This is a genomic window from Propionispira raffinosivorans DSM 20765, assembly GCF_000381065.1.
Taxonomy (GTDB): domain Bacteria; phylum Bacillota; class Negativicutes; order Selenomonadales; family Selenomonadaceae; genus Propionispira; species Propionispira raffinosivorans.
In genome coordinates this window covers 98,254-110,808 of sequence record NZ_KB905845.1, presented here as the reverse complement: position 1 = coordinate 110,808, position 12,555 = coordinate 98,254, and the positions used below count along the sequence as shown (strand labels likewise).

Sequence of the window (12,555 nt, the reverse complement as noted above, 5' to 3'; positions counted from 1 at the left end):
TGATCGCAAAATCAATTATGAGTATTAGTAGGAGGAATTTTACATGTCAAAAGTAATAGGTATTGACTTAGGTACAACAAATTCAGTTGTGGCTGTAATGGAGGGTGGCGAACCAACTGTTATCACAAATACAGAAGGCAGCCGTCTTACACCATCCGTTGTTGGTTTTTCGAAAACAGATGAACGTTTAGTTGGACAATTAGCAAAACGTCAGGCTGTATCAAATCCAGATCGTACGTTTGCATCGATTAAACGTCATATGGGTACAGATTATAAAGTAACCGTTGATGGAAAAAATTATTCACCACAGGAAATTTCAGCAATGATTTTACAAAAATTAAAAGCAGATGCTGAAGCGTATCTTGGTGAAACAGTAACACAGGCTGTTATTACAGTGCCAGCTTACTTCAACGACAGCCAGCGTCAAGCAACAAAAGATGCGGGTAAAATTGCCGGTTTAGAAGTACTTCGTATTATCAATGAACCAACAGCAGCAGCGCTTGCTTATGGAATGGATAAAGGCGAAGAACATACAATTTTAGTATTTGACCTTGGCGGCGGTACATTTGATGTTTCCGTTTTGGAACTTGGTGATGGTGTATTTGAAGTAAAAGCTACAAATGGTAACAATCACCTTGGTGGTGATGATTTTGATCAGCTTGTTATGAACTGGATGGTTGAAGAATTCAAAAAAGAAAACAGTATGGATCTTTCGAAAGATAAAATGGCGGCACAGCGTCTGATTGAAGCTGCTGAAAAAGCAAAAGTGGAATTATCAACTGTACTTTCCACAAATATAAATCTGCCGTTTATTACAGCAGACGCGAATGGTCCTAAACATTTGGATCTTACGCTTACAAGAGCGAAATTTGATGAACTTACAGCCAGTCTTGTCGAATCTACAATGGAACCTACCCGTAAAGCACTCCAAGATTCAGGTCTTACTGCAAGTGATATTGATAAAGTTATCCTTGTTGGTGGTTCAAGCCGTATTCCTGCTGTTCAGGAAGCCATCAAGAAAAATCTTGCCAAAGAACCGCATCGTGGTGTAAATCCCGATGAATGTGTAGCAATTGGTGCTGCTATTCAAGCAGGGGTTCTTGTCGGTGAAGTAAAAGATGTTTTATTATTAGATGTAACACCGCTTTCTTTGGGGATTGAAACATTGGGTGGCGTTTGCACAAAAATTATTGAACGTAACACAACGATTCCTACTTCAAAAAGTCAGGTTTTCTCTACTGCTGCGGATAGTCAGCCTTCGGTTGATATTCATGTATTGCAAGGCGAACGTGAAATGGCGGCTGGCAATAAAACATTGGGACGTTTTGAATTATCGGATATCCCACCAGCACCAAGAGGTGTGCCTCGTATTGAAGTTTCTTTCGATATTGATGCCAATGGTATTGTTCATGTATCTGCAAAAGATTTGGGTACAGGCAAAGAACAAAAAATCACGATTACTTCCGACAACGGCATGAGCAAGGAAGATATTGACCGTATGGTTAAAGAAGCCGAAGCACATGCATCGGAAGATAAACAGCATAAAGATGAAGTTGAAACTCGTAACAATGCAGATTCTTTAGTATATCAAGCCGAAAAAACAATTAAAGATTTAGGCGATAAAGCCGATAAAACACAAGTAGAAAAAATTCAAGCAGCAGCTGAAGTTGTAAAAGAAGCTTTAAAAGGTACGGATCTTGAAGCAATCAAAAAAGCAACGGAAGAATTGCAAAAACCACTTTACGAAATGAGTGCAGCAGCATATCAGGCAGCTGAACAAGCTGGTGCAGCACAAGGTCAGGGAGCTCCTGAGGCTGGGCAAGCTGCTGGCAAAAAAGATGACGATGTAGTGGATGCGGAATACAAAGTCGTTGATGATGAAAAAGACAAAAAATAAGAGACTTCCAGAAAGCAATTGAAGAAAAATTTGTAAATAGAAAATCCAATAACTCCGGCTGAGTATTAGTCGGAGTTATTCGGTTAATTTGACATATATAGGAGTTTAGGTGGTGCGAAGTGAGTAAGCGCGATTATTATGAAGTCTTAGGTGTTGAAAAAGGTGCCTCAGACGTTGAAATTAAAAAAGCCTTTAAGAAAATGGCCCGGAAATACCATCCTGATTTGAATCGGGATAATCAAAAAGAAGCGGAAGCACAGTTCAAAGAAGTAAATGAAGCCTATGAAATTTTATCTAATCCGCAGAAAAAAGCACAATACGATCAGTTTGGTCATGCAGCATTTGATGGATCAGGCGGCGGTGGTGCTGGTGGATTTGGCGGCTTTGGCGGCGGAGCGGAAGCTGGCGGATTTGGTGATATCTTTGACATGTTTTTCGGCGGTAATGGCGGAGGTCGTGGTTCACGTCGACCGGGACCAGAACGCGGCAGTGATTTACGCTATGACTTGGAAATAGCCTTTGAAGAAGCTGCCTTTGGTAAAGAAGTGGAACTCAATATTCCGCGTACCGAAGAATGTAAAACCTGTAATGGCTCTGGTGCCGCAGCTGGCACAAAACCAGAAGAATGTCCACAGTGTCATGGGAATGGACAGGTACAGTATGCACAAAATACGCCATTTGGCAGGATTGTCAACTCGCGTGTTTGTGATCGCTGTGAGGGAACAGGGAAAATCATTAAAACTCCTTGTAAAGATTGCGGTGGTAAAGGTACGAAACGCGTTAAACGCAAAATCAGTGTTAAAATTCCCGCAGGTGTGGACAATGGATCGAGAATTCGTGTTTCAGCAGGTGGGGAAGCTGGCATTCGTGGCGGTGGTCCTGGCGATTTATATGTGTATATCTTTGTCAAAACGCATCGTTTATTCAAACGCGATGGTGTAGATGTACTATGTGAAGTGCCAGTATCGTTTGTTCAGGCAACGTTAGGCGATAAAATTGAAGTGCCGACATTGGATGGAAAAGTTGAAATGACGATTCCAGAAGGTATTCAGTCGGGCTCTGTTCTGCGTCTAAAAGGCAAGGGAATTCCATTCCTGCGCGGCTCTGGTCGTGGCGATCAGCATGTGAAAATCAAGGTATTGACGCCGCAAAAATTAAGCAGCAAACAAAAAGATCTTTTAAAAGAGTTTGGTGCAGCCAGCGGTGAAAATATCAATCCAGAGCAAAAGAGTTGGACCGATAATTTGAAAAAATTCTTTAAATAAAAGCAACAGGACATAGAATTCGTTCAGAAAAGTACTGGTCTAAACTTTGCTTTTGAAATATAATAAAATAAGAAATGCAAAAAAGCAGCCGGGGATATCCTCGGCCTTGCTTGTTTTAGGTGAAGATTGGAATAACTGTTAAGGGAGAGATTGCATAGTGAAATGGGCTGAAATTAGTATAAGAACAACGCATGAGGCAACGGAATTGATCGCGGAAATCTTTCATGATCTGGGAGCTTCAGGAGTCGTTATCGAAGATCCTGAACTGGTGAATACATATCGTAATTCAGGAATATGGGATTATACGGATATCCCCGAAGCAACGAATACAGAAGTTGTTACGGTTAAAGCCTATTTGCCAATGGACGAAGAATTGGATGATAAACTTCGTGCTTTTGAAAAAGAAGTCGATGCCTTAGCAGGTCATAATATTGATAAAGGTGCAGGGGATATTTCTTATAGTGAAATTCAAGATGAAGACTGGGCTAATAACTGGAAAACATATTTTCATACGGAAAAAATTGGTGATATCATCGTAATTAAGCCATCATGGGAAGAATATATGGCAAGCCCGGATGACATAGTTATCGAACTTGATCCAGGCATGGCATTTGGGACGGGGACACATCCAACTACGTCTATGTGCATTCGGATTTTAGAAGAAATCGTTACCGGCGGCATGAAGATATTTGATGTTGGTACGGGGTCTGGAGTTTTAGCGATTGCTGCTGCTAAACTAGGGGCTACTGAAGTCACAGCGGTGGACTTTGATCCGGTTGCTGTTACGGTTGCGAAAGAAAATGTTGCAATCAATCAGGCTGATTCAATCATTTCGGTTGGTCGCGGTGATCTTTTAAAAGGTGTTGAAGGAAAAGCGGACATCGTCATTGCCAATATTATTGCTGATATCATCATTGTTTTACTGGATGATATTCCCAACAAACTTAAAATAGGCGGTACCATGATTGCCAGCGGTATTATTGCCGATCGTCTTGGTGATGTTACGGAAGCCGTTATAGCACATGGCCTTTTGGTTGATCGGGTGCTTGAAGAAGGCGGCTGGGCTGCTATGGTAATTCGTAATGGAGGACCGACAGTGTGAGACGAGTCTTTATTGATGGATTGCTAGCGGATGAAATCAAAATAAGTGGTACAGATGGACATCATATTATGCATGTTTTGCGCGCTAAAATTGGTCAGAAGCTGGTTGTGGTGGATGCCTCACAAATGATTGCTGAGACTGAAATTATTGCTTTTGCCAATGGGGAGATAACCCTAAAATGCCTTAAACAAATGGATGCCAATACAGAAGCTCCCATTGAGGTTGTTTTAGCACAATGTCTGCCCAAGGCGGATAAAATGGATTTTATTGCTCAAAAAGCTGTGGAACTTGGTGTAAGTTCAATCGTGCCAGTCATCAGTACGAATTGTGTAGTTAAATATGATGCAGCAAAACAAATAGCACGAAGGACCAAATGGCAGAAAATTGCCGATGAGGCTGCAAAACAATGCGGACGTACGATACAACCGGTTGTAGAGCCGATTGTTAGATTAAAAGAAGTATTAGAAAACTTAGATCCAGATACAGCAGCCTTTATTTGCTATGAAGGTCAGGCGGATGTTCCAATTCGTGATTTTTTAAGACATAACACAGCACGACGATTTTTTGTCTTGATTGGCCCCGAAGGTGGGTTCACACCAGAAGAGGTGGAGCTTTGTCTAAAAAATGGAGTTCATACAGTGACGATGGGACCTCGTATTTTACGTAGCGAAACAGCATCATTAGCAGCTGTGAGCATCGTTATGTATGAAAATGGAGATCTAGGTGGAAGGAGTTTGTAAGTTTTGCCAAAAGTTGCCTTAACGACTTTAGGATGTAAAGTAAATCAATTTGAAACTGAAGTCATGGAAGGTTTATTCAAAAAAAGAAACTACGAAACGGTTTCTTTTGCGGATCAAGCCGATTTTTATATTATTAATACTTGTTCGGTTACGCATTTGGGCGAGAAAAAATCACGACAGCTGATTCGTCGTGCCCAAAGGCTTAACCCCAAAGCAATTATTGCAGTAACAGGCTGTTACTCACAGATTGCTCCAGAACAGATTCAAGCTATTGATGGCGTGAATGTTGTTATTGGTACGAAAGAACGAAGCAAAATAGTTGATCTTGTTGAACGCGCTGCCGCAGAACATAATCTGATCACAGATGTTACGGATATTATGCAAGCCACAGAATTTGAAGATATACCTTTATTTGATATGCCGGGACGTACACGGGCTTTCCTTAAAATACAAGAGGGGTGTTCAAATTTTTGTTCGTACTGCATTATCCCGTATGCTCGTGGCCCACTGCGCTCAAGAAAATTAAGCAGTATTAAAGCCGAGGCAGAAAAATTAGTCGAGGCGGGTTTTAAAGAAATTGTTTTAACGGGAATTCATCTGGGGGCATATGGGCGTGATTTTTTGGGCAATATCAATCTAGTTGATGCAGCACGTCTTGTTTTAACAATACCAAACTTAAAACGATTGCGGCTGGGTTCACTGGAATCTATTGAATTATCAAAGGATTTATTTGATTTGATTTGTGCTGATGATCGCTTTAGCCCGCATCTTCATTTACCGCTGCAAGCAGGGCAGGATGACATTTTGAAAGCAATGAACCGTCACTATACAACCGAGGAGTTTGGACGGCTTATTACGTATGTAGAAGAATCTGTACCAGGGATTGCGATATCAACGGATATTATTGTTGGATTTCCTGGTGAAACAGATGAAATGTTTGAACAGGGGCTGGCATTTGCGAAATCTATGAATTTTGCCAAGATGCATGTTTTTCCTTATTCGAAACGGGCTGGCACCCCAGCTGCCACGATGAAGAATCAGGTTCCCGAAATTGTAAAAAAACAGCGAGTTCATATCATGCAGAAAATGGCAGATGCGAAGGCGGCAGCTTTTCATGAAGGTTTTATTGGATCGGATGTTTCTGTCTTATTTGAAGCAAATCATGATGGGGTTTTTGATGGACTTACAGGAAATTATATTCGCGTTTATGTCAATGACCGAATTGATTGTGGCGAAATTTATCAAGTTCATATTGAAAAAATATATCGTGATGGTTTATGGGGAAAAATTTGTTGATAAAATTTATTTTTTAGCAGGAATATGCTAAAAAAAGCCGAAGTAAACAAAGATACAGTATAAACTGTATCTGGAAAGATTTTTTTACCGAAAGGAGGTGCATTATGCATACTGATTGCATTTTTTGTAAAATAGCAAACAAGGAGATACCAACCAAGTTTGTTTATGAAGATGAATCTGTTGCTGCTTTTAAGGATTTAGAACCACAGGCACCTATACATGTGCTGGTTGTCTCAAAAAAGCATATTGCTAACCTCCTGGATGTTGCTGCTTCAGATCAAGGATTGCTTTCCCATATTATGGGTGAAGTAATTCCGAAGATTGCTAAAGAATTAGGCGTGGATGAAAAGGGATTTCGTGTCGTGGTCAATACCAAAGCCGATGGCGGACAGACGGTGCCGCATCTCCATTTTCATTTGTTAGGTGGAAGATCAATGACATGGCCACCAGGTTAAGAGTTGACAATAAAACCCTAGTTCATGTATAATATTTAGGTGTAGTTAAGCAGTACACTCCCATGTCAAGTGGAGGGGGGGAGAAATAGATGTCAGAAGTTAAAGTTGGAAAAAACGAAACAATCGATAGTGCACTCCGCAGATTTAAACGTACTTGCCAAAAAGCTGGTACTTTAGCTGAAGTTAGAAAACGTGAGCATTACGAAAAACCTAGTGTTAAACGTAAAAAGAAGTCCGAAGCTGCGCGCAAACGCAAATTTAAAGCTTAATTTTCGTTTCGGGGGAATTTTAATGTCACTTAAAGAACAATTGACTGAAGACATGAAGACAGCCATGAAAGCGAAAGAAGAAGGAAAGCAACGTCTTTCTGTAATTCGTATGGTTCGGTCTGCACTTCGGCAAGTCGAAATTGATGGTAAAAAAGAACTCGATGACAATGGAGTAATTGATATCATCAGTAAAGAAGTCAAAATGCGTAAAGATTCTATTGAAGAATTCAAAAAAGGAGATCGCGAAGATCTTGTTGCGCAAGTTGAAGCTGAAATTGTAGTATTGATGTCGTATCTGCCTGTACAACTTTCTGAAGATGAAATTCGCAGCCTTGTTAAGGAAGCTGTAACGGCTAGCGGTGCTTCATCACAAAAAGAAATGGGCAAGGTAATGGCACTCTTGATGCCTAAAGTTAAAGGTCGTGCAGATGGTAAGCTTGTGAATACCATTGTACGCGAAATGTTGAATCTATAAGAATAAAGACTGTTTTAAACAGATGCAATGAACGAACCTCATCTTGTTTGACGGGGTGTTGTAAAATTTCATAGAATTGCTGGCAGTCGCTATGCTTTTCATAAAACTGACATCGTTTTTACACGATGTCAGTTTTTTTCACTGCTTATCTTTCGAAAATGCAGGGATTCATGAGGAATTTGTGGAATTAAATATATGTGTGAAATGAGTTCTATATAGATTGTAAATAGAGATCAAATTGGTTCAGTAGCTGAACGGGAAGGAGTCATGTTATGCAAATTGAAGTGATGGGCTTGCCGGTAGTTCAAATCTTATTGGTAGCCATTATGTTTTTAGCGGTTTTAGTTGAAATAAAAACTGGTGGTATGGGACTGGGAACCTTGCTGGGGATTGTTGCCGCGGCTGTGTTTTTCGGCAGTCAATATGTAAATGGACTGGTCAGCTTTTATGAAATAGCAATATTTTTAGGTGGGGTTTTATGCATTGGCATTGAAATGCTGACGCCAGGAGCAGGGATTTTTGCGGGTATTGGTATTGGTGCGATGCTCTATAGTTTAGTGTTGTCTCTCGGCGGTACGAGTGAAGCAATTTATGCTATTTTACTGGCTGTAGTGATTGCAATCATCCTGTTTGCATTGATTTTAAAAAAGCTGCCATCGAGCCGTTTGTGGAAAAAAGTTCTGCTGACGGATACTTCAACGGCGACACGCGGCTATGTGAGTGCCAAAGACTATACCTATTTATTAGGTAAAAATGGTATAGCACTCACGGAACTTCGTCCAGCTGGAACTGCCATTATTGAGGAGGGGCCTTTTGATGTGGTTTCTGAGGGGACTTATATCAAAAGAGGTGAAGCCATTACTGTGATTATGGTCAATGGCAGTCGAATTGTCGTTCGGAAAAAAATGAAAGTAGAAAATGAACAAAGTTAAGTAGAGGAGGGTGTTTTTATGGATGTGATTTTAGGATCTGGGTTTTTATTATTAGTAGTAGTAGCCTTTGTCATGTTGTTTTTGCATTTTGTGCCATTAGGTTTATGGATTTCAGCGCTTGCCGCTAACGTGTCTGTTGGAATTTTTACATTGGTGGGGATGCGGCTTCGGCGTGTACCGCCATCGAATATCGTTTTACCACTTATTAAAGCCAATAAAGCTGGTATTGATGTATCGGTAAACCAATTGGAAGCGCATTATTTAGCTGGTGGGAATGTAGACAAGGTAATCGATGCCTTGATTGCGGCTCACCGTGCCGAAATACCACTCCCTTTTGCACGTTCGGCAGCCATTGATTTGGCTGGTCGTGATGTGTTGCAGGCCGTACAAATGAGCGTCAATCCGAAAGTGATTGAAACACCGATTGTTTCGGCAGTTGCTAAAAACGGGATTGAACTTAAAATTAAAGCACGAGTTACCGTTCGTGCCAATATTGACCGCCTTGTTGGTGGTGCCGGGGAACCGACTATTATTGCCAGAGTTGGTGAAGGTATTGTAACGACCGTAGGGTCAGCGAATAGTCATACGGATGTTTTGGCAAATCCAGATGATATTTCAAAAACAGTACTCGGAAAAGGGCTTGATGCCGGAACGGCATTTGAAATCTTATCCATTGATATTGCTGACGTGGATGTAGGTCGTAATATCGGTGCTGAATTGATGACGGATCAGGCAGAAGCAGATAAACGTATTGCTCAGGCGAAAGCAGAAGAACGTCGTGCTATGGCTGTGGCAACCGAACAGGAAATGAAAGCCTATACCCAGCAGATGGAAGCAAAAGTTGTTGAAGCGCAAGCAGAAGTTCCTCATGCGATGGCGGCCGCATTGCGTGAAGGTAAACTTGGTGTGATGGATTATTATAATTTGAAAAATATTAATGCGGATACGCAAATGCGTGAAGCAATCAGCCAAGCTGGTTCTGATGGACAGCTTAAAAATCCGCCACCGGTGAAATAAGATAATATGGAACTGGTATTAATTGTCATTGCTTTTGTGGCGTTTGCGGTCATTAACGATGCTATTGAAAGTAATAAGAAAAAAGGAAAACATGTTCCGCCAGTACCAACGAGATCAGCACCGAAAAATCGCCGGATTGATGTTGATTTTGGCGGAAAGAAAAATGAACCCGATATCGTCATTCCTCCAATAAAAGGCGCACCACAGCGTGAAACCGAAGGTGTTTATATTGAACCTGAGGTAATCGTGCAAAGCCCGCCAATAGCGACTGAAAAAAATAAATATGCTTATTATTTAGAGCATAGACATGAACAAAAAGCAAAAGATCATGCTCAGTATGAACAAGAAACCAAGGTACCAGCAACCGTTAAGCATCATCAGCAATCGACGGATATTCATACAAATGTGATTTTAAGTGCGATGGCTTACGCGCAAATTTTGGAACGTCCTAAAGCCTATCAAACGGTACCAAATCCTTATTTCAATCAAATGAAAAATAAATAAGAAACTTTCCATAAAAAAGCGAAACTCGTATGTGATGCACATACAGGTTTCGCTTTTTCTCATTTGATCAGGCGTGTTGGTTTTGACAGATAGAAGAGCTTCGTGTTCTATAAAAAAGACACAATATCTTCAAAAGTTCTTCACAACATCTTCACATATTACCTGTAATATATATAACATAAGCTATCGCAGAGAACTTACAGAATGTTTTTCGATAGTTGCTTAAAATATAAAAAGAGTCCATATACCTATGGAAATAAAGGGAGTAAATATCATGAATAAAAATTTAAACAAATTAGTAGTAAGTGGCCTTATGGCAGCAGCAGTTTTTGGCTTAGGCTTTAGTAATACGGCAGTGCATGCATCTGCGTTAGACCAAGCAACCGTAAATATGAGTATTGTTTATGGTAGCAGTAATGATGGTAAGCAAGTCACTAACAAGGATGAACAAAACACATCAACAAGTGTAGCTCATGTAATGAGTACTGGCAGCAATCAAAGTAATGCTACCAATGGTTCAGACGGCGAAAATGTTTCCCTTAGCCCAGCTCACGAATTATGAGTTTGTGGTAATGTTTTGTTCAACTAATTACTGAAATAGATAAATGAGGTGTCACACTAAGAAATTAGCGTGACACCTCGCTTTTTTGTGGTGTGCTGCCATGGGAGGAGTTTAACGGGTGAAAGCGGGATGATACCACCGAACTAAATTACCTCGCAGGCGGATCAATTTGCACTGAGACACATTCTTTCTGGTATATTGTTTCATTCAGGTCAGCAACACCAGCCAATATTATGAGACGGAAACGACCTGATGCATCGCCAGTATCAGATGGTAATGGCGTGTTTTTTTACCGCCTCGCAAGAGGGCCAGTTTATCAGTATAATGTAAACAAAGGGGAAAACAGCCTATTGACTGTTTTCCCCTTTGAAAAAATCATATATTCTTTTACACCAAATTGAGTTTTTACAAAATCAAGAATGCCATCTTAACGAGCATGAAACTCCAATTTTGTAGTTATCAACTTTCAAAAATTAAGCTTGAATGTCTAGACCCCCATTTTCCTTAACTGCTGTTTGAATATTGGATGATTGTTCAGCTGCTTTTTTTGCTTCCTCTAAACGGGTTTGCTTTAGGATTTGGTTTTTAGCGGTTTGCTCTGCTTGTTGAAACTTTTGGATCTGACTTGCACTTCCACCACTTTGCTGTAATTGTGTTATAGCACTTGAAAGTTTGTTTATTTGGTTTTGCAAAACAGAAGGATCAGTTGAAGTAACCGTAGTTGATACATTTGTCGTATTTGTCGAACTCGTTTTGGCTACCGGGGCTGCTTTTGCTGCCGGAGCTGCTTGAGCTGCCGGAGCTGCTTGAGCTGCCGGAGTTGCTTGAGCTGCCGGAGCTGCTTGAGCTGCCGGAGTTGCTTGGGCTGCCGGAGCTGCTTGAGTTGCCGGAGCTGCTTGGGTACTGATTGATATTGACATCACACATACACCTTCTTTTTATTACTTTAGATTTTATATATACCCAATAATATATCGGCATTTTTCGACAAATATTAAGTTGAAAGTTCGGTCAATTGATAGAAGCATCAAGTAAACTTTTCAGTGCATTTTGAATATCCTCAGCCGTTTCAATTTTATATTATTGCAATAAGTGCTGCGTGCTTAATTGGAGACGTGGAAAAGGGAGGCTGGGGGCGACTTATAGGGTGATATTTACATCATGTTCTTTAAATGTTTGCATTGTACTCGATAAATCGGAAATAGATATATTTAAATCAGTATCTGTGGCAACAATTGAGTCAATGCTCATTCCCATCAAACACTGGACATTGTTGCCACCTGAAAATAAATTTTGTACCGCACTTCCGACAGCACTTATACCACTGCTGCTTTGAATTTGTTTCGTTCCGACATAAGAGGCATTACATGATAATGGGACGTCTATGTCATTTAGAGTTTTTATAGATGTCACAGAAAACTCGAGTTTGCCACCTTTACCAAAAGATCCAGCAGATACAGCTTTTGTTATTTTTCCGTTCGCAATTGTCCCTGCAGGAATCACGATAACACCATTAATTTTAACATTATCTAATGTTTTAAAATTTATTATGTCTCCAGTATGTGCTGTTTTAGAATCTATTGTATTAAGTAATGCTAGTACAATCCTGGTTTTTCCAGGGATATATGCATGTTTGGTTGAAGCTGCTGTTGCCATAGTCGGAGTAGTTGATGTAGTAGTATCTGCTGCTGCGAAGAGTGGGGCAATTGATATAAATGATAATATCGTAGTACAAAGTAAAATAGGAAATAATTTAATAAATATTTTTTTCATAATGATTAGCTTCCTCTCACAATTAAAATTTTTGTGTAATACTATTTAAAATTAAATTGTATTCTTAAAGTATTTAGTTAGACGTTGTCATGTACTGATTTACTTGTATTCTAAAAACACTTTTAAAGGCTTTGGGTTACTGACTTTTACAATCTCCGTTAGTTTTGAATCGGATTCCGGTTCAACAATTCAGTTGCGAATGAGTTTTGCCATAAAAATAACATTTTAGAACTACACTTATTCTATTCTATTAATATTGAATGATTCG

At 40.1% G+C, this 12,555-nt stretch carries 14 protein-coding genes; 12 read left to right on the top strand and 2 right to left on the bottom strand.

Annotated elements, in window-relative coordinates; translation table 11 throughout:
• Positions 1–43: 43 nt before the first annotated feature.
• From dnaK to F606_RS0107460, 12 genes are all read left to right on the top strand, one after another.
• A complete protein-coding gene (gene dnaK, locus F606_RS0107515) occupies positions 44–1,897 on the top strand; it encodes a molecular chaperone DnaK (RefSeq protein WP_019553272.1) in 1,854 nt (617 codons plus the stop codon).
• Between the two features lie 119 nt (positions 1,898–2,016).
• Complete coding sequence (dnaJ, locus tag F606_RS0107510) at positions 2,017–3,162, top strand: molecular chaperone DnaJ (protein WP_019553271.1); 1,146 nt, start codon at positions 2,017–2,019, stop codon at positions 3,160–3,162.
• A 157-nt stretch (positions 3,163–3,319) separates the two neighbouring features.
• Positions 3,320–4,264, top strand: a complete 945-nt coding sequence (gene prmA, locus F606_RS0107505; RefSeq protein WP_019553270.1) for a 50S ribosomal protein L11 methyltransferase — start codon at positions 3,320–3,322, stop codon at positions 4,262–4,264.
• Complete coding sequence (locus F606_RS0107500; protein ID WP_019553269.1) at positions 4,261–5,004, top strand: 16S rRNA (uracil(1498)-N(3))-methyltransferase; 744 nt, start codon at positions 4,261–4,263, stop codon at positions 5,002–5,004. The genes prmA and F606_RS0107500 overlap by 4 nt, the downstream gene beginning before the upstream one ends.
• Before the next feature lie 3 nt (positions 5,005–5,007).
• On the top strand, positions 5,008–6,300 hold the full coding sequence (mtaB, locus tag F606_RS0107495; protein ID WP_019553268.1) for a tRNA (N(6)-L-threonylcarbamoyladenosine(37)-C(2))-methylthiotransferase MtaB: 1,293 nt from the start codon (positions 5,008–5,010) through the stop codon (positions 6,298–6,300).
• Between the two features lie 104 nt (positions 6,301–6,404).
• Positions 6,405–6,755, top strand: coding sequence for a histidine triad nucleotide-binding protein (locus F606_RS0107490; RefSeq protein WP_019553267.1), 351 nt, complete (start codon positions 6,405–6,407; stop codon positions 6,753–6,755).
• An 89-nt stretch (positions 6,756–6,844) separates the two neighbouring features.
• Positions 6,845–7,024 (top strand): 30S ribosomal protein S21, encoded by a 180-nt coding sequence (gene rpsU, locus F606_RS0107485; RefSeq protein WP_019553266.1) that lies wholly within the window; start codon positions 6,845–6,847, stop codon positions 7,022–7,024.
• A gap of 22 nt (positions 7,025–7,046) precedes the next feature.
• Entirely contained in the window at positions 7,047–7,499 is a 453-nt protein-coding gene (locus F606_RS0107480; RefSeq protein ID WP_019553265.1) for a GatB/YqeY domain-containing protein, read from the top strand.
• A gap of 272 nt (positions 7,500–7,771) precedes the next feature.
• Positions 7,772–8,431, top strand: a complete 660-nt coding sequence (locus F606_RS0107475) for an NfeD family protein (protein ID WP_019553264.1) — start codon at positions 7,772–7,774, stop codon at positions 8,429–8,431.
• A gap of 18 nt (positions 8,432–8,449) precedes the next feature.
• Positions 8,450–9,448 (top strand): flotillin-like protein FloA, encoded by a 999-nt coding sequence (floA, locus tag F606_RS0107470; RefSeq protein WP_019553263.1) that lies wholly within the window; start codon positions 8,450–8,452, stop codon positions 9,446–9,448.
• Between the two features lie 6 nt (positions 9,449–9,454).
• Positions 9,455–9,952 carry a hypothetical protein gene (locus tag F606_RS0107465; RefSeq protein WP_019553262.1) on the top strand — a complete coding sequence of 166 codons (498 nt, stop codon included), beginning with the start codon at positions 9,455–9,457 and terminating at the stop codon, positions 9,950–9,952.
• Positions 9,953–10,226: 274 nt separating this feature from the next.
• Entirely contained in the window at positions 10,227–10,514 is a 288-nt protein-coding gene (locus tag F606_RS0107460; RefSeq protein WP_019553261.1) for a hypothetical protein, read from the top strand.
• A gap of 473 nt (positions 10,515–10,987) precedes the next feature.
• Here F606_RS0107460 and F606_RS23340 read toward each other — a convergent pair whose 3' ends face one another.
• Together F606_RS23340 and F606_RS20740 are read right to left on the bottom strand one after the other, a co-directional pair.
• A complete protein-coding gene (locus F606_RS23340) occupies positions 10,988–11,437 on the bottom strand; it encodes a hypothetical protein (protein ID WP_169558421.1) in 450 nt (149 codons plus the stop codon).
• Between the two features lie 217 nt (positions 11,438–11,654).
• Positions 11,655–12,287: a hypothetical protein gene (locus F606_RS20740; RefSeq protein WP_019553259.1), complete on the bottom strand. Its 633-nt coding sequence runs from the start codon at positions 12,285–12,287 to the stop codon at positions 11,655–11,657.
• Positions 12,288–12,555: the final 268 nt, after the last annotated feature.

Bases quoted from the DNA above. Each gene is read 5' to 3' on its own strand.
- dnaK (WP_019553272.1), top strand. From the start codon at position 44: ATGTCAAAAGTAATAGGTATTGACTTAGGTACAACAAATTCAGTTGTG.
- F606_RS0107490 (WP_019553267.1), top strand. From the start codon at position 6,405: ATGCATACTGATTGCATTTTTTGTAAAATAGCAAACAAGGAGATACCA.
- rpsU (WP_019553266.1), top strand. From the start codon at position 6,845: ATGTCAGAAGTTAAAGTTGGAAAAAACGAAACAATCGATAGTGCACTC.
- F606_RS0107480 (WP_019553265.1), top strand. From the start codon at position 7,047: ATGTCACTTAAAGAACAATTGACTGAAGACATGAAGACAGCCATGAAA.
- F606_RS0107475 (WP_019553264.1), top strand. From the start codon at position 7,772: ATGCAAATTGAAGTGATGGGCTTGCCGGTAGTTCAAATCTTATTGGTA.
- floA (WP_019553263.1), top strand. From the start codon at position 8,450: ATGGATGTGATTTTAGGATCTGGGTTTTTATTATTAGTAGTAGTAGCC.
- F606_RS0107465 (WP_019553262.1), top strand. From the start codon at position 9,455: ATGGAACTGGTATTAATTGTCATTGCTTTTGTGGCGTTTGCGGTCATT.
- F606_RS0107460 (WP_019553261.1), top strand. From the start codon at position 10,227: ATGAATAAAAATTTAAACAAATTAGTAGTAAGTGGCCTTATGGCAGCA.
- F606_RS20740 (WP_019553259.1), bottom strand. From the start codon at position 12,287: ATGAAAAAAATATTTATTAAATTATTTCCTATTTTACTTTGTACTACG.